General features: G+C 66.3%; 18 protein-coding genes. 10 read left to right on the top strand and 8 right to left on the bottom strand.

Going from position 1 to position 23,823, the window contains the following annotated elements; translation table 11 throughout:
- Position 1: 1 nt before the first annotated feature.
- The 3 genes from ACW173_RS00910 to ACW173_RS00900 all read right to left on the bottom strand — a co-directional run bounded on the left by ACW173_RS00910 (position 2) and on the right by ACW173_RS00900 (position 3,291).
- The gene (locus ACW173_RS00910; RefSeq protein WP_492083020.1) at positions 2–1,288 is read right to left on the bottom strand and encodes an FkbM family methyltransferase; all 1,287 of its coding nucleotides are present in this window, start codon (positions 1,286–1,288) and stop codon (positions 2–4) included.
- 86 nt (positions 1,289–1,374) lie between these two features.
- Positions 1,375–2,922, bottom strand: a complete 1,548-nt coding sequence (locus ACW173_RS00905; protein WP_492083019.1) for a hypothetical protein — start codon at positions 2,920–2,922, stop codon at positions 1,375–1,377.
- 69 nt (positions 2,923–2,991) lie between these two features.
- Entirely contained in the window at positions 2,992–3,291 is a 300-nt protein-coding gene (locus ACW173_RS00900) for a helix-turn-helix domain-containing protein (RefSeq protein WP_492083018.1), read from the bottom strand.
- Between the two features lie 265 nt (positions 3,292–3,556).
- On the opposite strand from ACW173_RS00900, the gene ACW173_RS00895 reads away from it, so the two are divergent.
- The 9 genes from ACW173_RS00895 to ACW173_RS00855 all read left to right on the top strand — a co-directional run bounded on the left by ACW173_RS00895 (position 3,557) and on the right by ACW173_RS00855 (position 16,998).
- Positions 3,557–7,045 (top strand): hypothetical protein, encoded by a 3,489-nt coding sequence (locus ACW173_RS00895; protein WP_492083017.1) that lies wholly within the window; start codon positions 3,557–3,559, stop codon positions 7,043–7,045.
- 252 nt (positions 7,046–7,297) lie between these two features.
- The gene (locus tag ACW173_RS00890) at positions 7,298–9,019 is read left to right on the top strand and encodes a type I secretion system permease/ATPase (RefSeq protein ID WP_492085845.1); all 1,722 of its coding nucleotides are present in this window, start codon (positions 7,298–7,300) and stop codon (positions 9,017–9,019) included.
- Positions 9,020–9,081: 62 nt separating this feature from the next.
- A complete protein-coding gene (locus tag ACW173_RS00885; protein ID WP_492083016.1) occupies positions 9,082–10,392 on the top strand; it encodes an HlyD family type I secretion periplasmic adaptor subunit in 1,311 nt (436 codons plus the stop codon).
- 139 nt (positions 10,393–10,531) lie between these two features.
- Entirely contained in the window at positions 10,532–11,509 is a 978-nt protein-coding gene (gene gmd, locus ACW173_RS00880; RefSeq protein WP_492083015.1) for a GDP-mannose 4,6-dehydratase, read from the top strand.
- The gene (locus tag ACW173_RS00875) at positions 11,509–12,156 is read left to right on the top strand and encodes an acetyltransferase (protein WP_492083014.1); all 648 of its coding nucleotides are present in this window, start codon (positions 11,509–11,511) and stop codon (positions 12,154–12,156) included. Before gmd ends, ACW173_RS00875 begins: the two co-directional genes overlap by 1 nt.
- On the top strand, positions 12,153–13,283 hold the full coding sequence (locus ACW173_RS00870; protein ID WP_492083013.1) for a DegT/DnrJ/EryC1/StrS family aminotransferase: 1,131 nt from the start codon (positions 12,153–12,155) through the stop codon (positions 13,281–13,283). Before ACW173_RS00875 ends, ACW173_RS00870 begins: the two co-directional genes overlap by 4 nt.
- A 3-nt stretch (positions 13,284–13,286) precedes the next feature.
- On the top strand, positions 13,287–14,324 hold the full coding sequence (locus ACW173_RS00865; protein ID WP_492083012.1) for a glycosyltransferase family 4 protein: 1,038 nt from the start codon (positions 13,287–13,289) through the stop codon (positions 14,322–14,324).
- Positions 14,321–15,358, top strand: coding sequence for a glycosyltransferase family 4 protein (locus ACW173_RS00860; protein WP_492083011.1), 1,038 nt, complete (start codon positions 14,321–14,323; stop codon positions 15,356–15,358). Before ACW173_RS00865 ends, ACW173_RS00860 begins: the two co-directional genes overlap by 4 nt.
- Positions 15,359–15,414: 56 nt before the next feature.
- Entirely contained in the window at positions 15,415–16,998 is a 1,584-nt protein-coding gene (locus ACW173_RS00855; protein ID WP_492085843.1) for a TolC family outer membrane protein, read from the top strand.
- Here ACW173_RS00855 and ACW173_RS00850 read toward each other — a convergent pair.
- A complete protein-coding gene (locus tag ACW173_RS00850; RefSeq protein WP_492083010.1) occupies positions 16,995–18,248 on the bottom strand; it encodes a glycosyltransferase family protein in 1,254 nt (417 codons plus the stop codon). The genes ACW173_RS00855 and ACW173_RS00850 overlap by 4 nt on opposite strands.
- 179 nt (positions 18,249–18,427) lie before the next feature.
- On the opposite strand from ACW173_RS00850, the gene ACW173_RS00845 reads away from it, so the two are divergent.
- Positions 18,428–19,963 (top strand): methyltransferase regulatory domain-containing protein, encoded by a 1,536-nt coding sequence (locus tag ACW173_RS00845; RefSeq protein ID WP_492083009.1) that lies wholly within the window; start codon positions 18,428–18,430, stop codon positions 19,961–19,963.
- 607 nt (positions 19,964–20,570) lie between these two features.
- On the opposite strand, the gene ACW173_RS00840 is transcribed toward ACW173_RS00845, so the two are convergent.
- The 4 genes from ACW173_RS00840 to ACW173_RS00825 form a co-directional block, all read right to left on the bottom strand.
- The gene (locus tag ACW173_RS00840; RefSeq protein ID WP_492083008.1) at positions 20,571–21,320 is read right to left on the bottom strand and encodes a DUF599 domain-containing protein; all 750 of its coding nucleotides are present in this window, start codon (positions 21,318–21,320) and stop codon (positions 20,571–20,573) included.
- A gap of 54 nt (positions 21,321–21,374) precedes the next feature.
- Complete coding sequence (locus tag ACW173_RS00835) at positions 21,375–22,829, bottom strand: MFS transporter (protein WP_492083007.1); 1,455 nt, start codon at positions 22,827–22,829, stop codon at positions 21,375–21,377.
- A 77-nt stretch (positions 22,830–22,906) separates the two neighbouring features.
- Complete coding sequence (locus ACW173_RS00830) at positions 22,907–23,062, bottom strand: DUF3309 family protein (RefSeq protein ID WP_165185512.1); 156 nt, start codon at positions 23,060–23,062, stop codon at positions 22,907–22,909.
- A 135-nt stretch (positions 23,063–23,197) separates the two neighbouring features.
- Positions 23,198–23,581 carry a DUF983 domain-containing protein gene (locus tag ACW173_RS00825; protein ID WP_492083006.1) on the bottom strand — a complete coding sequence of 128 codons (384 nt, stop codon included), beginning with the start codon at positions 23,579–23,581 and terminating at the stop codon, positions 23,198–23,200.
- Positions 23,582–23,823: the final 242 nt, after the last annotated feature.

The raw sequence follows: 23,823 nt of genomic DNA, 5'->3' as shown, positions 1-23,823 counted from the left end.
CCTAGCGCTTGAGCAGGCGCTTTTCGGCGTCGCCGCCGGCGCGTACGAAGGCGATGTTGGCCGAGACCACCTTGGCGGCGGCCTTGGCGCTGGTCGGCTCGGCCGCGCTGGTCGCCTCATCGATGATGTAGGCCTTGAAGCCGGCGTCGGCGAAGGCCTTGAACCACTGGGCGGGGGTCTGGCCGACGCGCTTGAGGTGCTCAGGGCCGAATTCGGCGACGATGGCCAGGTCGGGGTTCTTGGCGATCAGGCCCTGCATGCCGGCCAGCACGTCCAATTCGGCGCCCTCGACATCGATCTTGACCACGTCCATGCGCTTGGCCGGGGCGACGTCGTCCAGGCGGACCACCTCGACCTGGATCTCGCGCGAGCCTTCGGTCTCGGGCAGGGCGTACAGCGAGCTGTGGCCGATGATGTCGCTGACGTGGAAGGTCAGCTGGCCAGCCTTCTCGCCGACGGCCTGGTCGCGCACCTCGACCCAGGACAGGCCGTTGAGGTGGCGCATCTTCTCGAGGTTCGAGCGGGGCACAGCCTCGGGCTCGAAGGCGATGACCTTGCCGGTTGGTCCAGCGGACCATGCCATAACGAGCGTAAGCAGACCTATATTGGCGCCGACGTCGGCCACGACCATGCCGGGCTGGACCAGGCGGCGCAGCACGTCGCTGGTGCCGGGCTCCAGGCCCTTGCTGGTGGCGTTGGCCAGCATGGTGACGAAGGTCGGCAGGGCCGTAGGGGCCATGACGTAGCCGTCGCGCATGCGGATCGCGGTCGACTCGGCGTCGTAGTGGATCAGCGGCCGCTGCTTGATCTCCAGCTCGTCGAAACGCGGGCCGAAGATGCCGGGCAGGCTGGTGACGTCGCCGCGGATCTGGTGGCCCAGGCCCTCGATGCGGACGCCGGAGTCCTCGGCGCGGGCGCTGTGGCCTTCGATGCGCTGCAGCTGGGCCGATAGCGCCAGCGTGCTGGCCTGTTGTTGCTGCAGCAGCATGTGCAGCAGGGTCTGGGTCTGGTCCAGGCGGGCCTGGGTCGCGTTCAGGTCGGCGGACAGGCCGCGCAGATGCGCCTGCGCCTGGCGAAGCTCGTGCTCGACGCTGGCCTGCAGGTAGCGGCGCGCATAGTTGGCGACGGGGGATAGGACGGGACCCAGCAGGCGTCGCGCGAACGCGAAGCGGCGCTTCGGCGGCGGACCCACCGGTTCGGGACCCGGATTGGACGCGGCGTGCGAAGTCTCGGTGACGGGAGCGCGCATGGCGGAACTCATCGCCAGGTCCAGGCGTGCGGGTCTCAAGTCGGTCCTTCCCGGGCGCGGCTCCGAAAGAGCCGGCGCGCCCATCATCTGGCAACGTCCGAAGCGTCGAGCTCCGGACGTTTCGTCTAGACCAGATTCCCGTCGTTCAGGAAGGACGAATGATTGCCGACCAGGCTGATCGAGCCGCCGTCTTCGAAGTGGAACGTCATGCTGGTCAGGTGCGTGGCCGCGCCGGCGTCGTGCAGGATGCGCGCGTCGAACATCACGATGTCCACGCCATGCGTCATCACTTCGATCCCGCCGGTGTGAGCGATGAAGTAGTCGATGAACTGCTTGACCAGATCGGGCGGGACAAAGCCCGATGGCGGCGTCGTCGGCTCGGCTGGAGTCTGGATCGGAGGGGGGGTGGCCGGCTCGGAAGGCGTCGGCGTCACGGCGCCTTCGGTCGGCGTGGTCGGCGTCTCGGCGGCCGGCGGGGTGACCGTCGGCGCGTCCGGGGCGGTCGGCGCCGTGGGCGGCGTGACGTTGAAGTGGTCGCCCTTCGAAATCAGCTCGGCCAGGATGTCAGGCAGCTTGGCGACCTCGATCACCGAAATCTTCTGCGCGCCGGTTTCGCCCGCGAGGCCGCGGATCAGCTGGACCGCTTCCACCGAAGGCAGACCGTCCAGGGCCAGGCCCAGGCGCACGTCGATCGCCCAATTCGCCGCGTCGCTGGAGGGCGGCGGCAGGGCGAAGAAGCCACTGTCGTGGTTCGCGGACTCGCCGCCGCCGTCGCCGCCTTTGCCGCCGCCACCGCCGCCGCCACCGATCAGGCCGTCGGTCGCCGCGGCCTCGGAATGCGGCATCGACGACAGGATCGCCACCAGCGACAGCACGCTCGACACGGTCTGGGCCGGCGTATTGTCGACGACCGTGGCATGGGCCGTCGCCGCGAACAGGTCACCGCTGCTTTGGCCATGCGAAGGCATGGTGACGCCGCCGAAATCGAGCGACGCGGCGGCGGCCGAGATCGCCGCGCGAGCGGACGCGTCCAGGCTGGCGGTGTCGACGCCATAGTCCGAGGCGAGCAGGGCCGCGGCCAGGATCAGCACGGCTTGGTTGGCCGGCACCTGGACGGAATCATAGGCCGGCTGCTGGAAGCCGACCGGCGCGACGCCGTTCGTCAGACCGGCGTTCGAGCTGGACGACAGCAGCGCGGGGCGGTTGTGGCCGGCTTGGGCGGGGTTGGTCGTCCCCGTCTCGGCCGCGCGGGCCTCGCCCGTCTTGAAGAAGGCGGTGCCGACCACGGCGACCAGCAGGGCCGCGGGGTGGATCGACAGGTTGCTGTTGGTGTCGGAGCGACGGATCAGCGGGTGACGCGCCACCATGTTGCGGACCAGCGCCGAGAAGTCGAACCCGCGCGCGATCTCTTCATACGCGGGACCGGCGATCAGGTACTCGCCGTCGATGCGCGCGAAGTGGATGACCACCTCGCCGTCATCGGCGCGATAGAACACGAACCACGGCTCGTTCTCATCGCTCAGGCCGCGGTCGGTGCCGACGCGGATGCCGGCGCGGATCAGCGCGCTCTCGACACGATAGAACTCGGCCAGCTCCTGCTGGGTCCAGTCGACGGCCGGAGCGGGCTTGTAACGCGGCGAACGCTGAAAGAACGAAAGGACCTGAGCGGCCATGCGGTGGACGTTTCCCCACGCCTAAAGAAGAGCAGCCGGACCCCCTCCGGCGGCGGCACCCTAAACGAACTACTCCGCGCTGAACAGGATTTCGTAGGTGATCGGATCGTAGAAGCGGAGCAGTTCGCGAACGAAAGTCTTCTCCGACACCTCAAGGGCCTGGGCCCAGTCGCGGTAACGGTCGGGCGGAATGCGGCCGCGACCTGTCTCCAGCTGCGAGATGAAGGTGTAGTAGTCAGCGCCCACCTTGGCCGCGAGCTGGCGCTGCGACAGGCCGGCGGCCTCGCGTTGCTCCTTCAGCCAGCGACCGCCCTCGCGGCGAAGGTCTTGAACCTCCGAGGCGCTGCGACGTTGTGGATTGCCGTACATAATCAATGACCTCGCGCCTTTTTCGTCGCAGGGAGCGCGGGCGCGCGCTCGCTCGTCCGACAATCGAAGACGCTCTATATATAGCGTGTTCGCGAGGGGGGTACAAGGAACGCTATATAGGAATTTGCTGTACCGGTTACAAAAATGCTGTACCCCGCGATTTCAGGTATTGTCGACGTATGACGTTTGCTCTATAGCCATCGCTGCTCCCATGCGCGCCACTCGGTCGTAAGGGGGTGTGGGATTTTTTGGGAGACAGGCCAAGATGGCTTATACGACTGCAGAACTGGTCGCGCGCTACACCGCCGCGAACCTCGGCAAGGCGCCCGACGCCGCCACGCAACTGACGCTCGACGCTTACGCGACTCAGACCCAGACGGGTGGCGTCACGGACGCTACCGCTCTGGCGAACACGCTGAAGCTGGTGAACAACACGACGGCCGTCGCCGTCGAAACCTACCAGTTCTTCACCGGTCACGCCCCGTCGGTCGCTGGTCTGACCTACCTGATCAACTCGGACACCAACACCAACGACCTGAACGACGCTTACTACTCGAAGTTCGGTCAAGAAAACCGCTTCATCAACTTCTCGATCAACCTGGCCACCGGCGCCGGTGAAGGCGCCGCTGCTTTCGCCAACGCCTACGGTTCGGTGTCGTACGCCCAGACCGTCGCCACCGCCTATGACAAGATCATCGGCAACGACGCCGCCAAGGCTGCCGGCGTCGACGTCGCCGCCGCCGTGGCCTATCTGAGCCGCGCCGAGAACATCACCTACCTCACGAACTTCGTGAAGGCGAACACCGGCCTGACCGCCACCGCCGACATCGAACTGGCCGTCAAGGCCGCCCTGATCGGTGAAATCCTGAACGCCGCCACGGTGTCGGGCATCGGTGGTTACGCCAAGTCGACCGCCGCTCTGGTCGCTGACCTGTCGGACGGCACGCTGTCGACCGACAGCTCGGCCGGCGTCAACATCCTGACCGCCTATCCGAACACCGCGCCGTCGGTGACGACGGCCCTGACCACGGGCGTCGACGCCTTCGTCGGCACCTCGGCTAACGACGTGGTCAACGGTATCGTTGGTGGTGGTGTCAGCACCTTCACCGTCGCCGACGCCATCGACGGCGGCGTGGGCACCGACACCCTGAACATCACGGACATCGCCGGCGGTCTCGACACCACCACGATCCTGGGTCTGAAGATCACGGGCGTTGAAAACGTCAACGTCACGTCGGTCGGCGCCGCTACCGTCAACACGACGACCTGGAATGGCGTGAACGCCCTGGCCACCACGACGGCCGGCGCGACCAGCGTCACCGCCGCTGGCGCCACGACCATCAGCGCCACCGTCACCGGCCAAGCCGCCGCTGCCGTCGCCGCTAACGGCGGTTCGAGCGTTGCCATCACCGCTTCGGGCCAGACCACCGGCACGATCACGGTTGGCGGCACGACGGCTCCGACCGGCGCTGTCACCATCAGCAACGCTGGCGCTTATACCGACGGCGCCAACCTGACCCTGGGTAACGTCGCTGTCACTGGCGGCACCACGGTTTCGGTTGCTGAATCGACCGGCATCACCGCGGCTCAAACGACCGCTGCTGTGACCGATACGTCGAACTTCACGCTGACCCAAGCCGCTGTCGGCGTCACGGGTACGGCCTCGACGACGGCCGTGACTGTCACCCAAGGCGCTGCTGTGACCGCCGTCAACGGCGCTGCAGCCGTCGCCGGCGCCACCGAAGTCGCCACCCTGACGGGTGCCGGCGGCCTGACGGCTGGCCAAACCTTCACCGTCGCTGGCCTCACCTACACCTCGACGGGCGTGACCACCCAGGCCCAACTGCTGGCCGCCTTCGCCAATCTGGCGGCTGGCGCGACGACGGGCGCGGGCGTGGCTACGGGCGCCTACTCGGGCACCCTGGCCGGCTTCAGCACGGGCGCTGTCGCCTCGAACGTCGTGACCTTCACGGGCGCGGCGAACACGGTGACCACTGACTTGGCCGTCACTGGTACGGGCGCGGCTGCTGCCACGGCCGCCACGACGACCCAAGGTGCGGCCGCTACCGCTGCTACGGTCGGTAAGATCGGTGTCGTCACCGGCGCCGTGACCATCACGGACGCCAACAGCGCCGCCGCCACGGCCGGCACGATCACCACCGTCTCGGCGACCAACGCCGCGTCGCTGACGATCAACGACAACTCGCTGTCGACCCTGAACCTGGGCGGCACGGTTGGCGCGACCGCCATCACGGCCAGCGCGGGTTCGATCTCGGGCTCGACCGCTGCCACGACGCTGAACCTGAACCTGGCCGGCGCCACCGCCGGTGTGGTCACGGCTAGCCAATACAAGGTCCTGAACGTCGCTTCGTCGGCGGCTTCGACCCTGGCTGGTTTCACCGGTTCGGCCGTCACGGACCTGAACGTCTCGGGTTCGGCTGTCACCACCCTGACGTCGGCCGCTGGTCTGACCGCCCTGAAGACCGTTGCGGTCACGGGTACGGCTGGTCTGGTCGCTAACGTCGCTGGCCTCTCGACGGTCACCTCGGTCAGCACCGCCGGCACCACCGGCGCCAGCTCGATCACCCTGGACGCCACTGCCGCTACCTTCACGGGCGGCGCTGGTAACGACACGGTGACCATCGCTGCGGCTCCGACCAAGGCGATCTCGGGCGGCACTGGCACCGATACCCTGGTTGTGAACATTGCCGGCGGCCTGAACGCCTCGGCCAATGCCAACATCTCGGGCTTCGAAGTGCTGGGTCTCGGCGCTCTGGCCAATGGTACCTTCGACGCGACCGGCTTCACTGGCCTGTCGATCGCCAACGCCGTCGCCGGTGCGAACACGTTCACGAACGTGGCTGCTGGCGCTGGTCTGACGATCACGGCTGCTCCGGGCGCTGGGACCACCGTTACCCTGGCTGACGCCACCGGCACCAGCGACTCGTTCGCTGTGACCCTGTCGTCGACGGGCGCTCTGGCCGCCGGTTCGATCACCCTGGCCAACATCGAGAACGTCACGGTCAACGCCGTCGACACCAACACCACCGCTCACGTCGACACCATGACGCTGGTCGCCACCTCGGCCACCAAGCTGACGGTGACCGGTTCGGCCGGCCTGAACCTGACGAACACGGGTAACACCAAGATCGTCACGGTTGACGCCAGCGCCAACACCGGCGGTCTGACCTACACCTCGGCCGCGACCACCGGTTCGGTCTCGATCATGGGTTCGGCCACTGCGGCCAACACCCTGGCCGGCGGTGTCACCATCGACACCATCGTTGGTGGTTCGAAGGCTGACTCCATCACCAGCGGTACGGGCCTCGACGTCCTGACCGGCGGCGCTGGTGACGACACGTTCGTCCTGTCGTCGAACGCCAACGGCAATACCTACGCCACGGTCACCGACTTCACGAAGGGCGACACGATCGACTTCTCGGGTCTGATCAAGAACGGCTCGATCGCCACGAACTACTCGTTCGCCAGCGGTGACAAGATCGTTCTGGCTGACACCGCCGCGTTCGCCGACTACCTGAACGCCGCTGCGGCCGGTGACGGTTCGACCACGTCGCACACGACTTGGTTCTCGTACGGTGGCAACACCTACGTCGTCGTCGACAACAACGCCGATGGCACGTTCATCAGCGGCGCCGCGACCGGTGACCAAGTGATCAAGCTCACGGGCGCGATCGACCTGAGCACCGCGATCCTCAGCACCGGCGGCACCGCTGGTCACCTGACGCTCGTCTAAGATCTCTGGCTGGTTCTCCAGCTAGTAAGAACTGGCCGCCCCGTGGGAAACCACGGGGCGGTTTTTCTTTGGGAAAGCTAGCGCGTGGAGAGCCTTCGCTCGCCCCCTTGCAGATGCGACTTTGCTGTGATCTAGCCGAGTAGGTAGGTTGAGCCGTTCATTTTCGGCCACAATTTCGTGGTCGAGACGCGCCCTAAGTTGTTACTGTATACGACCCCGCCATTCGGCGTGGCGTCTCGAAGGCCTGACATGATCTTCAACCGTTCCGGCGCCAAGCCGACTATCCTCGACCGCGCGGTCGCGGTCGCCAAGCCGGCGGTGATCACCGCCATGGTCTTCAGCTTCTTCATCAACATCCTGGCGCTGGTCAGCCCGCTGTACATGCTGCAGGTCTATGACCGCGTGCTGTCCAGTCGCAACGTGGCGACGCTGGTGGTGCTGACCCTCATCTGCATCTTCCTGTTCGTGATCTACGGCCTGCTGGAAGCGCTTCGCACCCAGGTGCTGGTGCGTGGCGGGCTCAAGTTCGACGGCCAGGCGCGCGACCCGATCTTCAGGGCGGTTCTGGAATCGACCCTGACCCGCAAGGGTTCGGGCGGCCAGGCCTTCCGCGACATGGACCAGGTCCGCGAGTTCATGACCGGCGGCCTGATCGCCTTCTGCGACGCGCCCTGGACACCGGTGTTCATCATCGTCTCGTGGATCCTGCACCCGTTCTTCGGCATCCTGGCCATCATCAGCTGCGTCATCATCTTCGGCTTGGCCGTGATGAACGACCGGGCGACCAAGAACCCGATCCAGATGGCGACCATGGCTTCGATCGCGGCCCAGAACGACGCCGGCTCGACCCTGCGCAACGCCGAGGTCATGAAGGCCATGGGCATGTGGGGCGGCCTGCAGCAGCGCTGGCGCGTGCGTCGCGACGAGCAGGTGGCCTGGCAGGCCGCCGCCAGCGACGCCGGCGGCGCGGTGATGTCGGGCATCAAGGTGTTCCGCCAGGTCGTCCAGACCTTGATCCTGGGCGGCGGCGCCTATCTGGCCATCCAGGGCAAGATCTCGCCGGGCTCGATGATCGCCGGCTCGATCCTGGTCGGCCGCGCCCTGGCGCCGATCGAAGGCGCCGTGGGTCAATGGAAGGGGTTCCTTGGCGCCCGCAGCGCCTGGGACCGCCTGCAGACCACGCTGCGTGAGCAGAAGAACACCGACGATCACATGCCGCTGCCCGAACCGCGCGGCGTGTTGTCGGCCGAGGCCGCCTCGATCCTGCCGCCCGGCGCGCAGGTTCCGACGATGCGTCAGGCCAGCTTCCGGATCGATGCGGGCACCGCGGTCGGCATCGTCGGTCCCAGCGCGGCGGGCAAGTCGTCTCTGCTGCGCGGCCTGGTCGGCGTCTGGCCCTGCGCGGCGGGCGTGATCCGCCTCGACGGCTACGACATCAAGCAGTGGGATCCCGAGAAGCTGGGGCGTCACATCGGCTATCTGCCGCAGGATATCGAGCTGTTCCAGGGCACCGTGGCCCAGAACATCGCCCGCTTCACCGAGTACGAATCCCAGGAAGTCATCGAGGCCGCGACCCTGGCGGGCGTGCACGAGATGATCCAGGCCCTGCCCATGGGGTACGACACGCCGATCGGCGAGGGCGGCGCCTCGCTGTCTGGCGGCCAACGTCAGCGTTTGGCCCTGGCCCGCTCGGTGTTCCGTCTGCCGGCCCTGCTGGTGCTGGACGAGCCGAACGCCAGCCTGGACCAGACGGGCGAGCTGGCCCTGATGGAAGCCATGAACCGCCTGAAGGCCGCCAAGCGCACCGTGATCTTCGCGACCCACAAGGTGAACCTGCTCAGCCAGGCGGACTACATCATGGTCATCAACCAGGGCGTCATCGCCGATTTCGGCGAGCGGGAAGCCATGATGGCCAAGTTGACCGGCGCCGCGCCGCCCCAGGCCCCGGCCCCCACGCCGCTCCGCGCCAACTGATCCGTCCGTTCGCACCCATTCTCTAAGGCCGCCTCGCGCGCGCCCATCAGGCTGAAAACAAGATGAAGCCCCCCAAGATCCAGCGTCCGACGGACAACTACCAAGGTGTGGCCCGCATCGGCTACATCGTCATCGCGATCACCTTCGTGGGCCTGCTCGGCTGGGCGGCGTTCGCGCCGCTGGACAGCGCGGTGATCGCCAACGGCGTCGTGTCCGCCGAGGGTAATCGCAAGACCATCCAGCACCTGGAAGGCGGCATGCTCCGCAAGATCCTCGTGCACGAAGGCCAGAAGGTGACGGCCGGGCAGCTGCTGTTCGAACTGGACCCCACCCAGGCCAACGCCGCCGCCGGCATCACCAAGAACCAATATGTGGCGCTGCGGGCGATGGAGGCCCGTCTGCTGGCCGAGCGCGATCAACGCCCGTCGATCAGCTTCCCGGCCGACCTGCTGAGCGAGCGCGCCGATCCAATGGTGGCGCGCGCCATCGCCGACGAGCAGTCGCAGTTCCTGGAGCGTCGCCAGACGATCTCGGGTCAGGTCGACCTGATGAACGCGCAACGCGATCAGTACCAGAGCGAGATCGACGGCATCGAGCGCCAGACCCAGGGCCTGAAGGACCAGCTGGGCTATATCCAGGACGAGCTGAACGACCTGCGCAAGATCTATGACAAGGGCCTGGTGCCGCGTCCGCGCCTGCTGGCGCTGGAGCGCGAACAGGCCTCGCTGTCGGGTTCGATCGGCCGCCTGACCGCCGACCGCTCCAAGGCCGTGCAAGGCATGGGCGAGACCCAGCTGAAGATCCGCCAGATCAAGCAGCAGTTCTTCCAGGAAGTCAGCCAGAGCATCACCGAAACCCGCGTGAAGCTGGCCGAGGTGACCGAGAAGGAAGTGGTGGCTTCGGACGCCCAGCGCCGGATCAACATCGTTTCGCCCGTTAGCGGCACGGTGCAGAACCTGCGCTTCTTCACCGAGGGCGCGGTCGTTCGTCCGGCCGAGCCGCTGATCGACATCGCGCCCGATGACGAAGCGTTCGTCATCCAGGCCCATTTCGCGCCGACCGACGTCGACAACGTGCACACGGGCATGGTCACGGAAGTGCGCCTGCCGTCCTTCCACTCGCGCGAGATTCCGATCCTGAACGGCAAGATCGAGTCGCTGTCGCGCGACCGGATCGCCGATCCCGAAAACAAGACGGCCTACTTCCTCGGCGTCGTCCGGGTCGACATCAAGCAACTGCCCAAGGAGTTCCGCGCCAAGGTCACCGCCGGCATGCCGGCCCAGGTGATCGTGCCGACCGGTGAGCGCACCGTGCTGCAGTACCTGTTCTCGCCGCTACGCGACACCCTGCGCACCACCATGCGCGAGGAGTAGTTCCGGGGATTTCAAGCGGCTGAATTCCCACGCTTTTTGGAAAGCGGTGGCGGACGAGCGAAATGTCTTCGTCCCCGCTTTCCAATCGGCTCCAATAGTGTAGTCAGGACCTTTCTTTTTTACTGGAGTCGATGAGAGCGTGGCGAAGACGGCTTTGATCACCGGCGTGACCGGTCAGGACGGGGCGTATCTCGCCAAGCTGTTGCTCGAGAAGGGCTACACGGTTCACGGCATGCTGCGCCGCTCGGCGTCGGCGGATGTGATCGGCGACCGCCTGCGCTGGATCGGCGTCTATGACGACGTGCAGATGGAACTGGGCGACCTGCTGGACGCCGGCGGCCTCGCGCGCCTGATGCGTCGCCTGCAGCCCGACGAGGTCTACAACCTGGCGGCCCAGAGCTTCGTGGGCGCGTCGTGGGACCAGCCGCACCTGACCGGTTCGGTCACCGGCCTGGGCGCGACCAACATGCTGGAAGCCGTGCGGCTGGAGTCGCCGCAATCGCGCTTCTACCAGGCCTCGTCGTCGGAGATGTACGGCCTGGTGCAGCACCCTGTGCAGTCCGAGAAGACCCCGTTCTATCCGCGCTCGCCCTACGCCGTGGCCAAGATGTACGCCCACTGGATGACGGTGAACTACCGCGAGAGCTTTGGCCTGCACGCCTCGGCCGGCATCCTGTTCAACCACGAGAGCCCGCTGCGCGGCATCGAGTTCGTGACCCGCAAGGTCACCGACGCCGTGGCGGCCATCAAGCTGGGCCAGCAGAAGACCGTGGATCTCGGCAACCTCGACGCCAAGCGCGACTGGGGCCATGCCCAGGACTATGTCGAGGCCATGTGGCTGATGCTGCAGCAGGAGGTGCCGGACGACTACGTGGTCGCCACCGGCAAGACCTGGACCGTCCGTGAGATGTGCGAGGTGGCTTTCGCCACCGTCGGCCTGAACTACCAGGACCACGTGACGATCAATCCGAAGTTCCTGCGCCCCGCCGAGGTCGACCTGCTGCTGGGCGATCCGGCCAAGGCCAAGGAAAAGCTGGGCTGGGAGCCCAAGATCACGATGCAGGAGCTGATCGCCGAGATGGTGGAAGCCGACATCGTCCGCCGGTCCAGGAACTGATGAGCCCCACCCTCGATATCGGGGGCGTCGTCATCATCGGCGGCGGCGGCCACGCCAAGGTGGTCATCGAAAGCCTGCGCGCCGCTGGCAAGACCGCGGCGGTGATCGTCGACGCCGATCCGACGCCGCGCGAGGTGCTGGGCGTCCCGGTGGTCGGCGACGATCTGAAGCTGCCCGCGTTGAGAGAGCAGGGGTTTTCGGAACTGTTCGTCGCCATCGGCTCCAACCGCCTGCGCCAGAAGCTGGGCGGCAAGGCTCGCGAGCTGGGCTTCACCCTGGTCAACGCCATCCACCCTTCGGCCGTGATCTCGCCCTCCGCGCGGATCGGTGAGGGCGTGGCGGTGATGGCTGGCGTGGCTATCAACGCCGACAGCCGGATCGGCGACCTGGCCATCGTCAATACGGGCGCGGTCGTCGACCATGACTGCGACCTGGGCGCGGCCTGCCATCTGGGACCCGCCTCGGCCCTGGCCGGCGGAGTGACCGTCGGCGAGCGCGCCTTCCTCGGTGTCGGCGCCCGGGTGATCCCGGGTGTGACCATCGGGGCGGACACCGTCGTCGGCGCCGGCGGCGTCGTCGTACGCGATCTTCCGGACGCCGTCCTCGCGATCGGCGTTCCGGTCAAAATCAAAGGAGACCGGCCATGACCAGCCCGGCGAACACCCCGCTGCCCAGAATTTCCGTCGCCGCTCCGAACCTGGACGGCAAGGAGCGCGAATACGTCCTGGAGTGCATGGACACGACCTGGATCTCGTCGGTCGGCCGCTTCATCTCGGAGTTCGAGAAGGGCTTCGCGGAGTACTGCGGCGTGCGCAACGCCATTGCCTGCAACAACGGCACGACGGCTCTGCATCTGGCCCTGGTGGCCCTGGACATCGGTCCGGGCGACGAGGTGATCGTCCCCAGCCTGACCTATATCGCTTCGGCCAACGCCGTGACCTATTGCGGCGCGACGCCGGTGCTGGTCGACAACGATCCGCGCACCTTCAACATGGATCCCGCCAAGCTGGAGGCGCTGATCACGCCGCGCACCAAGGCGATCATGCCGGTGCACCTGTATGGCCAGATCTGCGACATGGATCCGATCCTGGCGATCGCCAAGAAGCACGGCCTGAAAGTCGTCGAGGACGCGGCCGAGGCCGTCGGCGCGACCTATAAGGGCAAGAAGTCCGGCGCGCTGGGTGACTGCGCGACGTTCAGCTTCTTCGGCAACAAGATCATCACCACCGGCGAAGGCGGGATGATCACGACGAACGATGACGCGCTGGCCGCCAAGATGCGCCTGCTGCGAGGGCAGGGCATGGACCCGAACCGCCGCTACTGGTTCCCGATCGTCGGCTACAACTACCGCATGACCAATATCCAGGCCGCCATCGGTCTGGCCCAGCTGGAGCGGGTCGACGTCCACCTGGACGCCCGCGAGCAGGTCGTGGCCTGGTACGACGAGAAGCTGACACGGCTGGGCAACCGGGTGATCAAGCCGCACGTCGAGGACACCGGCCGCCACGTGTTCTGGATGTACACCGTGCGCCTGGGCGAGGGCCTGACCATCGCGCGCGACCAGGTGATCAAGGATCTGGACGCCCTGGGCATCGAGAGCCGCCCGGTGTTCCACCCGATGCACGTGATGCCGCCGTACGCCCACCTGGCCACCGACGACCTGGCCCAGGCCGAGGCCTGCGGCGTCGACGGCCTCAACCTGCCTACTCACGCGGGCCTGACCGAGGCCGATATCGACCGTGTCGTGGCGGCCCTCGACCAGGTTCTGGTCTAGGCCATGCGCGTCGTCCTTCTTTCCTCGATCGTGCCGTTCATCAACGGCGGCGCGCGCTTCATCGTCGAGTGGCTCGAGGAGAAGCTGATCGAGGCGGGGCACGAGGTCGAGCGGTTCTACCTGCCGTTCGTCGACGATCCGAACGAGCTCCTGCACCAGATCGCCGCCTGGCGGATGATGGACCTGACCCAGTGGTGCGACCGGGTAATCTGCTTCCGGCCGCCGGCCTATGTGGTGGACCATCCGAACAAGGTGCTGTGGTTCATCCACCACATCCGCACCTTCTACGACCTGTGGGACACGCCGTACCGCGGCATGCCCGACGACGCGCGCCATCGCGCCGTCCGTGACAATCTGCGGGCCCTGGACACCCAGGCGATCTCGGAAGCCCGGGCGGTGTTCACCAACTCGCGGGTGGTCGCCGACCGCCTGAAGGCGTTCAACGGCCTGGACTCCACGCCGCTGTATCCGCCGATCTACCAGCCCGAGCGCTTCACCCACACCGGCTATGGCGACGAGATCGTCGCGATCTCGCGCCTGGAGCCGCACAAGCGCCAGGCCTTGATGATCCAGGCCATGCAGCACGTGAAGACGGGCGTGAAGCTGCGCCTGGCCGGCACGGCGTCCAGCGCCGAATACGGCCGCCAATTGGTTCAGATGACCAAGGACCTGGGCGTCGAGGACCGCGTCATCCTCGAGGATCGGTGGATCAGCGAGGACGAGAAGGCGGAGATGCTCAAGGCGGCGCTCGCCATCGCCTACCTGCCCAAGGACGAGGACAGTTACGGCTATCCGTCGCTGGAAGGCGCGCACGCCAAGAAGCCGATCATCACCACGACCGACTCCGGCGGCGTGCTGGAGCTGGTCGAGCACGGCCGCAACGGCCTGATCAGCGAGCCCGATCCGCGCGCCTTGGCCGAGCAGTTCGACCGCCTGCACGCTGACAAGCAGGGCGTCGCCAAGATGGGGACCGCCTCGCTGAACCGTCTGGCCGAGATGAAGATCGACTGGAGCACCGTCGTGGAGCGGCTCACCGCATGAAGGTTCTGGTCGTCAACAACGCCGCTCCGTTCCAGCGCGGCGGCGCCGAGGAGCTGGCCGACCATCTGGTCCGCCGCCTGAACGCCACGCCCGGCGTCCAGTCCGAACTGGTCCGCGTGCCCTTCACCTGGGAGCCCGCCGAGCGCCTGATCGAGGAGATGCTGATCTCCAAGGGCATGCGGCTGTACAATGTCGATCGGGTGATCGGCCTGAAGTTCCCGGCCTATCTGATCCCGCACCAGGACAAGGTCCTGTGGCTGCTGCACCAGTTCCGCCAGGCCTATGACTTGTCCGAAGCCGGCCAGAGCCATCTGGACTTCGACGATACCGGGCGCACGGTGAAGGCGGCTATCAAGGCTGCCGACAACGAATGTTTCGCGCACTGCCGCAGGATCTACTGCAACTCGCCGGTCACCCAGAACCGCCTGCTGCGGTTCAACGGCGTGCCGTCCGAGGTGCTGTATCCGCCGTTGAACGACGGCGAGCTGTTCACGGGCGGCGAGTACGGCGACTACGTCTTCGCCGGCGGCCGGGTGGCGGCGGGCAAGCGCCAGCACCTGCTGATCGAGGCCCTGGCCCTGCTACCGGGCAGCCTGCGACTGGTCATCGCCGGCCCGCCGGAGAACCAGGCCTATGCGGATCGCCTGACCAAGCTGGTCGAGGATCTGGACCTGAAGGACCGCGTCGATCTGCGCTTCGGTTTCCATCCGCGCGCGGACATCGCCCGCTGGGCCAACGGCGCCCTGGTCTGCGCCTATCTGCCGTTCGACGAGGACAGCGTGGGCTATGTGACCATGGAGGCCTTCGCCTCGGCCAAGGCGGTGCTGACCGTCACCGATAGCGGTGGCCTGCTGGAGATCGTCAACCAGGATACCGGGGCGGTGGCCGAGCCGACGCCGCAGGCCCTGGCCCAGGCCCTGGACCGTTTGACGTCCGACAAGGCGCGGGCGATATCGCTGGGGGCGGCGGCGCGAGACCTTTGGCGCAACAAGAACGTTACGTGGGAGGCGACGGTGCGTCGCCTTCTTGATTAAGCCACAAATATTGGCTTGAACGCCGCATTCCGGCGGGGGCCGTGAAAGTCTGGGAAATGCGAGTGCTGTCGAAACTCCTGTCCGTTCGGACATCCGTGATCGCCGTGGCTGTCGCCATGGCCGTGACCGGTCGCGCCGACTTCGCGCACGCCGAGACCCTGGCCGACGCGATCACCGCCGCTTACCAGAGCAATCCCAACATCCAGGCCCAGCGCGCGGCCATGCGCGCCTTGGACGAGAACTACACCCAGGCGCGGGCAGCCTATGGCCTGCAGGCCAGCGCGGCAGTGTCCGAAAACTACGGCTGGCAAAGGCAGAACGGCGACAAGTCGGGTGTCGAGGGCGCGAGCCAAACGACGCAGCTGTCGTTGTCGCAGGCGCTTTATACGAATGGGCGCTACGCCGCGCGACTTAGCGGCGTGGAAGCGCAGATCAAGGCCGCGCGCGAAAACCTCCGCCGCATCGAAATGGACCTGCTGGTTCGCGTGACCAATGCCTATGTCTCGGTGCGCCGCGATCGGGAGATCCTGCGCATCAGCATGGGTGGCGAGGCGTGGCTACGTAAGCAGCTGCAGGACACCGAAGACAAGTATGGCGTTCGCCAGGTTACGTTGACGGACGTCCAGCAAGCCAAGGCGCGTCTGGCGTCCGCCAGCACGCAGGTCGCCAACGCCCAGGCGCAATTGAATGTCAGCATCGCCTACTACGCTTCGCTGATCGGCCATCTGCCGGATACGTTGGATGCGGAGCCGGACGTCGACGGCCTGCCCACGAGCCTGGATGAAGCTTTCAACCAGGCGGAGCAGTCCAACCCCACGCTGATGGCGGCTGGCTATTCCGAAAAGGCGTCTCGGGAGGGCGTCGCCGAGGCGCGTGCGCAGCGGCTGTTCACGGTGAGTGCGCGAGCGGACTATCGCAACGGGTCCTCCACGCCCTACTATGCTCGCGACCGTCTGCGAGAGGACACCGTCACCGCAGGCGTCACCTTGAGCCAGCCCCTGTTCAGCAGCGGTCAGCTCAACTCGTCGGTTCGCCAATCGATCGAGGAAAACAACCGCGACAAGCTGCTGATCGACGACGCGCGCCGCAACATGGTGCTGGGCGTCTCGCAGTACTGGGACCAACTGGTCGCCGCGCGACGGTCGCTGGTGACGCTGGAAGAAGAAATGAAGGCCGACACGATCGCCTTCTACGGCGTGCGCGAGGAAGAGCGCTTCGCTCTGCGCAGCACGATCGAGGTTCTGAACGCCCAGGCCGAGCTTCAGAACGCCCAGATCAGCTTTGTCCGCGGCCGCACCAACGAATATGTCGGTCGCGTACAACTTCTGGCCCAGATCGGTACGCTGGAAGTCGGCAACCTGGCGCCGGGCGTCCAATCCTACGACCCGGAGCGCCACTTCAAGAAGGTTCGCTACAAGGGCGTGCTGCCGACGGACCTGATCGTCCAGACCTTCGACAAGATCGCCCTGCCGATGGAGGCGAAGAAACCGAAGGCCGGCGACACCACGCCGATCCGTCCTCCGTCCTCCGAGCTGCCGGCCGCGCCGGTGTCGGCCGACAAGGTGACGCCGCCGCTGTCGATCAACGACATGCCGGCCTTGAGCGACGACACGCCGGTCAGAACCTCGCCGAAGGGCTAGAGCGGCAGCAGGCCGCGGGTCATCCGCAGCCAGGCTTCACGATCGAACGAGACATGGCCGTTGCGCGCCGTCGCGGCGGCCATTTCCTCGCGCCAGGCGCCGTCCGACAGCAGGCGCGCCAGCTTGGCGGCCGCATCGTCGACATCGGCGTCGGCCCAGCGTCCCACACGATAGATCTGGCCGTCGTCCTCGACCGGGATCAGGGTGAAGTCCACCAGCTGGCTCGACGCGGGGTCCATGAACTCGGCGGTCGAGGACCAGCCGGTGGCCAGGGTCGGTTTGCCCAGCCAGATGCCCTCGGCCAGCAGCAGGCCATAACCCTCCGAGCGATGCAGCGACAGGATGACGTCGCTGCTGGCCGTCAGCAGGGCCATGTCGTCGGCCGACAGGCTCTCGGTCATCAGGCGGATCGATGGATCATCCGCCACCAGCGCCTGAAGGGCCTGGAACGTCCCTGGATAGAGGTCGGCGCCGACCACCTTGCAGACCAGCAGCGCGGGTTGCGTGGTCTGGTCCTGGGCCTTCTGGAAGGCGGCGAGGGCGGCGTAGGGGTTCTTGCGCTGAGCGGTGGAGCGCAGATCGAAGGCCATCAGCACGACGACGGCGTCCGTGGGAAAGCCAAAACGGCCCCGATCGGGCGCGGGGCGCGGGTTCAGGTACAGCGGGTAGGGGGCCGGGGCGACCTTCACCCGGGCGGGCGCGATCTTGCGGATCGCGTCGGCGGCGAAGGTCGAAGGGGTCCAGACCTCGTCGACCAGGTCGAAGGCAGGGGCCCAGTCGGCCGGCGCGTCCTCCAGCTCCCAGGCCCAATACCCGATGTGGCGGCGGCCCTCGAGCGGCCGGCCCTCGGTCTCGCGGGCCCAGCGCAGAAGCTCTGGCGGGTTGATGTGCGAGATCACCACGCCGCGTTCGCCCTCGGCCGGAGAGGGGAAGGGGACGGGCAGGTCGACCGGAAAGCCGACGCTGGCCGACAGGTCGACCGCGCGGACAGGCAGGCCGGCGTCGGCGAGGCCTCGGGCCAGCATGCGGGCGCCTTCTCCCAGGCCGTGGACGGCCCCGTGGAAGCCCACGACGGTGACAGGCAGGGTCGGTGGCGGGTTCCGTCGCCTGGCGCGTCGGAGGGCCCGCGCCAGGGCCTTCCGGCGCGCATGGGCTTTCTCCGCCTCGTCGAGGGCGTTGGCGATCTGGTGCGCCGCTCGTCGCATGGGCGCGGGCAGGCCGCGCCACAGCGCGAGGAGGGAAGAGTTCATGGGCGGTGCGTACGGAATCTGGATCGCGGTCCAGATTGAGCTATAGCGGCTCGTCGTGCGAGCGCGCCATGGGAAAGGCTTCGGACGTGACCGTCTAAATTGTGGCGCGAACTTGTCAGGCGTGATGTTTCGATGCAGCAATCCTTTTAGGGGCTTTACTAGCAGCAGCGAGGGATTGCGTGTCGACTGAGTGGAATGCCGGCTACGTCACGGACGTAAACTACACCTTTGGCTACTACGGTGAGCTCAATCCGCTGCGTTGCCGTCTTCCACTCCTGATGGTCGGACGTCACGCGCCCAAGATCGAGAATGCGTGCGAACTGGGCTTTGGTCAGGGACTGTCGGTTTCGATCCACGCGGCCGCCCAGCCGGACGTCAACTGGTACGGCACCGACTTCAATCCCTCCCAGGCGGCCTTCGCCTCGGAGATGGTTCGTCTGGCGGGGGCGGACGCCAAGCTCTACGACGAGGCCTTCGCCGAGTTCTGCGGTCGCCAGGACCTGCCGGATTTCGACTTCATCGGCCTGCACGGCATCTGGACGTGGATCTCGGACGCCAACCGCGGCGTTCTGGTCGACTTCATCCGTCGCAAGCTGCGCCCGGGCGGCGTGCTCTACATTTCGTACAACACCCTGCCGGGCTGGTCGGCCTCGGCCCCGATCCGCCATCTGATGAAGCGCCATGCCGAGGTGATGGGCGCGCCGGGGCAGGGCATCATCGGCCAAACGGACGCGGCCTTGAACTTCATCGAGCAGTTCCTGGCGCTGGAACCGCTTTACGCCAAGGCCAACCCCGGCGCCGCCGAGCGCCTGAAGCAGGTCAAGGGCCAGGATCGTAAGTACCTGGCGCACGAGTACATGAACCGGGATTGGCACCCGATGTACTTCGCCGACATGGAGAATTGGCTGGGCGACGCCAAGGTGGGCTTCGCCAGCTCGGCGCACACGCTGGATAACCTCTACGAATTGAACATGACGCCCCAACAGGCGGAGTTCATGCGGGACACTCAGGACGTCTCGCTGCGCGAGACGATCCGCGACTACTGCGTGAACCAGCAATTTCGCCGCGACTATTGGGTGCGGGGTGTTCGCGCGCTGGTCGGTCACGAACAGGTGGCCGCCCTGCGAGAAGAGCATGTGGTGCTGACGTCGGCTCAGGCGGATCTGCCCAAGACGGTCCGGGGCGTCATCGGCGAAGCGGGCCTGATCGACACGATTTACGCGCCGATCTACGAGCTCTTGCTGGATCACAAGCCGCACTCGATCCTGGAACTGGAAACGCATGTCGGCGGTAAGAACGTCAGCTTTGCTCAGCTGACATCGGCGTTGACCATCCTTCTTGGCCTGGGCGTGATCCAGCCGGCCGCCTCGGGGTCAGGCGCCGCCAAGGCGCAGGCGCGCACTCAGGCGCTCAATAAGGCCATTTCGCGCCGGTCCCTGTCCGTGGGAGATATCGCCTACTTCGCCTCGCCCGTGACCGGCGGTGGGATCTCGGCGCCGCGTTTCTCGCAACTGTTCTGGCTGAGCAAGCAAAGCGGCGGCGCGACACCGACCGATTGGGCCCAGTTCGCGTGGTCGCTGCTCCAGGCCCAAGGTCAAGCGCTCGTCAAGGACGGCGCGACGTTGCAGGGCGAGGACAATCTGACCGAGCTGAAGGCCCAGGCCGAGCTGTGGGGCGCCACGACCCTCCCGGTCTGGACCGCGCTGGGTGTCTGATCGTACTCGCTTAGCGAGAGTTTAGCGCGAGCGCGGGCCCACGGAGCCGGTCGGCGTCGCTCGATGAACGGACTCCGACTTCGCTTCCTTGGAGAATGATCGCAAAACCTTCAAACGCTCGCCGGCGTAATTGAAGCGTTGGGAAATGTAGTTCTGGATATTCCGATAGGCGTGATCGAAAAACTAGTGTTCCTTGATCAGTGCTGGGTAGGAGCGTTACGAAGTACACCTTTTCTGGAGAACTCAATAAATCGATACGTGTTGGTGGCCCTGCTGGCGCGGGCCTCGGTAACGCTCGATATTGGGTGCCGCGTCGGCGGAATCTGGCTGGAGCTTTGCAATAGCGGAAGTTGCAAGGCGAATTCACGACGAAATGTCGGATTCTCGTAGCAGGGTGGTTGCGAAACGCCGTCGGTTAAGGTATGAAGAGCTTGTCTACCCACAAGACTTCCCATTAGCCCCGCCGGAGACTGAGTCACCGGCGGGGCTTATTGCATTCGGGGTCTGGGTGTTCGCGCGGAATGAACGGCTCGCCGGAGGCGGCGTTCCTCCAGCCAAGCTTTCCCATACCCAAATTCGGTGTTTGGCCGAAAAACTCGGTCTTAGCCTAGATCCGATCTTCAGGGGGCGGCGGGTTAAGGCGCGTCAGGTGCGGGCCGTGGACGACCGGCTGGCGTTCCAGGATCTGGCGCACCTTGCGCACGGCGCCCGAGGCGCGGCTGCGGCGCTGACGCCAGAGCAGCAGGGTCATGGCCCCCAAGGTGGCGCACAGGAAGGGCAGGGGGCCCAGCAGCCAGACGGCGGCCGCCAGGGCGAAGTAGTAGGCCCGGACGCCGGCATTAAAGGCCGACAGGGCCGGATTGAGGATCCCGCCGGCCGCTTCCGCGTATTCCGCCAGCACCGCCGCCGGCGCCCACATCGGCGCGGCGCCGATCGCGGCGAGGCAGTAGTTCATCTGGCGGATCGACCAGATGAAATCGAGCAGGCCACGCGCCAGGGCCACCAGCACCAGGCCCAGCTTGACCTGGAACATCAGCGGCGTGGTCTTGGCCAGCACGGCCAGGCCCTCGACACTCTTCCAGGCGCTGTCGCCGCCGAACAGCACGCCGGCCGCCGCGGCGATCAGGATCAGGTTCGACGAAGCGAAGAAGCTGGCCGAGTTGATCGCGTGACCCAACAGCTGTCCGTCCAGCAGGGCGATTTCGCGCACCGCCATCTCCTGCATCCACCGGCGGCGGATCACCGTCATGTCGGTATTCAGCACGCCGCCGCCTTCGCCCAGGCGCTTGAGCATGGGCTCGTACAGCAGCCAGCAGGCGGCGAAAACGGACAGGACGATGGTGTCGAGCAGGCGCATGACGGATTTCTAGCCCGACAATTAGAGTCGGAAAACGGGGTTCGGTCCTTGTGACTAGTCCTCGTGGATCAGGCTGTGGCGTCCGGTGTCCTTCAGGACGATCGCGCAGACCAGACCCAACGACATCACCGCGGCCACATAAAGATAGAAGGTGCTCTCGACGCCCTGATGCTTGAATGCCAGGGCGACCATCTCGGCCGTGCCGCCGAACAAGACATTGGCCAGCGCGTAGGGCAGGGCCACGCCCAGGGCGCGGACCTCGGCGGGGAACATCTCGGCCTTCACCACCGCGCTGATCGACGTGTAGCAGGACTGGAAGGTCATGCCCGCCAGGATCAGCGCCAGGGCCGTGGTCACCGAGGTCGCATGGCTGATGGCGGTCATGATCGGCCAGATGGTCACGGCGCCGCCGGCGAAGGCCAGGATCAGCATTGGCTTGCGGCCGAAACGGTCCGACAGCCAGCCGGCCAGCGGCTGCAACAGCAAGAACCCGATCATGCTGAGCGCGCTGACCTCCGAGGCCTGGCCCTTGGAGAAACCGGCCGTGTTGACCAGGAACTTCTGCATGTAGGTCGTGTAGACGTAGAAGGTCAGCGAGCCGCCGGCCGTCAGGCCCATGATCAGCAGGCTCTCGCGGGGGTGGCGCCTTACCAGCGGCACGATCAGCGACACGAAGAACAGCACCAGGAACACCGCCGCCAGGATCTGGGCGGGCCTGGCCATCGGGCTGGTGGTGAGGCCGATGACGCCGGCGATCACGGTCAGCGCCAGGAAGGCCGTGGCGCTGGCGACCTGGCCGCGCGACAGGGCCTCGCGCCGGGCGGGGCGCTTGAAGGCGATGCTCTCTTCCAGGCCTCGACGGATCCAGAACACCACCACGGCCAGCAGGGCGCCGATGATGAACGGAATACGCCAGCCCCAGGCCTTCAGCTCGGCCTCGGGCAGGATGCGTTGCAGCACGATCAGTACGCCCAGGGCCAGCAGCTGGCCGGCGATCAGGGTCACGTAGTGAAAGCTGGACCAGAAGCCCCGCCGGGCCTTGCCGGCCATCTCGCTCATATAGGTGGCGCTGGCGCCGTACTCGCCGCCGACCGACAGGCCTTGCAGCACGCGGGCGAACAGGAGGATGGCGGGCGCCCAAAGGCCGATGGTGGTGAAGCCGGGGGTGATGGCGATGACCAGGGCGCCGCCGCACATCAGGGCCACTGACACCGAAAGCGCCGCTCTGCGCCCGAAGTGGTCGGCGTACATGCCCATCAGCCAGGCGCCGATCGGCCGGGCCACGAAGCCCAGGAAGAACACCGCCGCCGCTTGCAGCAACTGGACGGTCTGGTCGCCCTTGGGGAAGAAGGCGGGGGCGAAATAGAGCGTGAAGGCGGCGTAGGCGAACCAGTCGTACCACTCGACCAGATTGCCGGCCGAGCCGCCCAGGATGGCCTTGGCGCGGGCCAGCGGCGAGAGGCGCGCGCCGCCCGAACTGGACTGCACGGCGTCGGCGGTCGCCGTCATATGGATCTCCCCCTCCCGTTGAGAGGGGGAGATTAGGCGAACGGGGTTCTAGAGCAAGGCGCGCCGTGGCGCGCTCGCTAGATCCTGCCGAGCAGGACCAGGATGATCAGGATGACCAGGATCAGGCCCAGGCCGCCGCTGGGGAAGTAACCCCACGAGCGGCTGTGTCCCCAGGTCGGCAGCGCGCCGATCAGAGCCAGGATCAGGATGATAATGAGGATGGTGCCGAGCATCGTCCGAATGTTCCCTTCGATCCGGCGTCGGCCACCATGGCGACGCTAGGTTCAGGACTTCGGAAAGCGCGGCGCCGCTTGTCGGTTCCGGACTGTTTTGTTCCCGACGTTTCGGGAAGGTCTTCGCGGCACAGGCTAGGCGGGGGTGTCTTCGGCTTTTCTCAGCTTGATGGCCCAGAGGGCGCCAATCACTCCGCCCTTCACGCGCGGCAGCAGCGCCAAGGTGAGGGCCGCCAAGGGGATCAGGGTCAGCGGCGCGACCACCAGCGGCGAAGCCTCCCAGATCCACGGGAAGAACAGAAGCGGCGCGACGACCAAGTGGCCGATCAGCAGGATCGTGAAATAGGCCGGGCCGTCGTCGGCGGGGTAGCAGCCCAGTTCGTGGCCGCAGGCCTCGCACTCGGGATCGACCTTCAGATAGCGCATGTACAGGCGACCATCGCCGCAGTTGGGGCAACGGTGCAGCAGGCCGCGCTTGAGGCCGGTCAGAAGGGACGGGGAGGGTTGGGACTCTGACATGGATGCTCATATGCGCCTTCGAGCGCGACGAGAAAAGGGCGACCAGCGGTCGCACGGCGACCTTTTGTCCATGTGCTCGGTAAGTAACGATGAACTAGTTCGTGGATGTCATCGGCCCATCGTCATGCAAACGATGTCTCGATGACCTTTCTGACTGGTCTCGGTTAACGAAGACTATTTTTCGGATCGACGTTCCAGGAATTGGAGTCCTCGATCCGGGGTCTTCGGAACTGCGACAGTGC

The sequence above is a fragment of the Caulobacter sp. ALps2 genome, assembly GCF_058681635.1.
This window is presented reverse-complemented; position numbering and strand designations above follow the sequence as displayed.

Coding starts and splice junctions, on each gene's coding strand:
- ACW173_RS00870 (WP_492083013.1), top strand. CDS start 12,153: ATGACCAGCCCGGCGAACACCCCGCTGCCCAGAATTTCCGTCGCCGCT.
- ACW173_RS00830 (WP_165185512.1), bottom strand. CDS start 23,062: ATGCTCGGCACCATCCTCATTATCATCCTGATCCTGGCTCTGATCGGC.
- ACW173_RS00840 (WP_492083008.1), bottom strand. CDS start 21,320: ATGCGCCTGCTCGACACCATCGTCCTGTCCGTTTTCGCCGCCTGCTGG.
- ACW173_RS00825 (WP_492083006.1), bottom strand. CDS start 23,581: ATGTCAGAGTCCCAACCCTCCCCGTCCCTTCTGACCGGCCTCAAGCGC.
- ACW173_RS00855 (WP_492085843.1), top strand. CDS start 15,415: ATGCGAGTGCTGTCGAAACTCCTGTCCGTTCGGACATCCGTGATCGCC.
- ACW173_RS00865 (WP_492083012.1), top strand. CDS start 13,287: ATGCGCGTCGTCCTTCTTTCCTCGATCGTGCCGTTCATCAACGGCGGC.
- ACW173_RS00905 (WP_492083019.1), bottom strand. CDS start 2,922: ATGGCCGCTCAGGTCCTTTCGTTCTTTCAGCGTTCGCCGCGTTACAAG.
- ACW173_RS00860 (WP_492083011.1), top strand. CDS start 14,321: ATGAAGGTTCTGGTCGTCAACAACGCCGCTCCGTTCCAGCGCGGCGGC.
- ACW173_RS00900 (WP_492083018.1), bottom strand. CDS start 3,291: ATGTACGGCAATCCACAACGTCGCAGCGCCTCGGAGGTTCAAGACCTT.
- ACW173_RS00835 (WP_492083007.1), bottom strand. CDS start 22,829: ATGACGGCGACCGCCGACGCCGTGCAGTCCAGTTCGGGCGGCGCGCGC.
- ACW173_RS00850 (WP_492083010.1), bottom strand. CDS start 18,248: ATGAACTCTTCCCTCCTCGCGCTGTGGCGCGGCCTGCCCGCGCCCATG.
- ACW173_RS00885 (WP_492083016.1), top strand. CDS start 9,082: ATGAAGCCCCCCAAGATCCAGCGTCCGACGGACAACTACCAAGGTGTG.
- ACW173_RS00875 (WP_492083014.1), top strand. CDS start 11,509: ATGAGCCCCACCCTCGATATCGGGGGCGTCGTCATCATCGGCGGCGGC.
- ACW173_RS00895 (WP_492083017.1), top strand. CDS start 3,557: ATGGCTTATACGACTGCAGAACTGGTCGCGCGCTACACCGCCGCGAAC.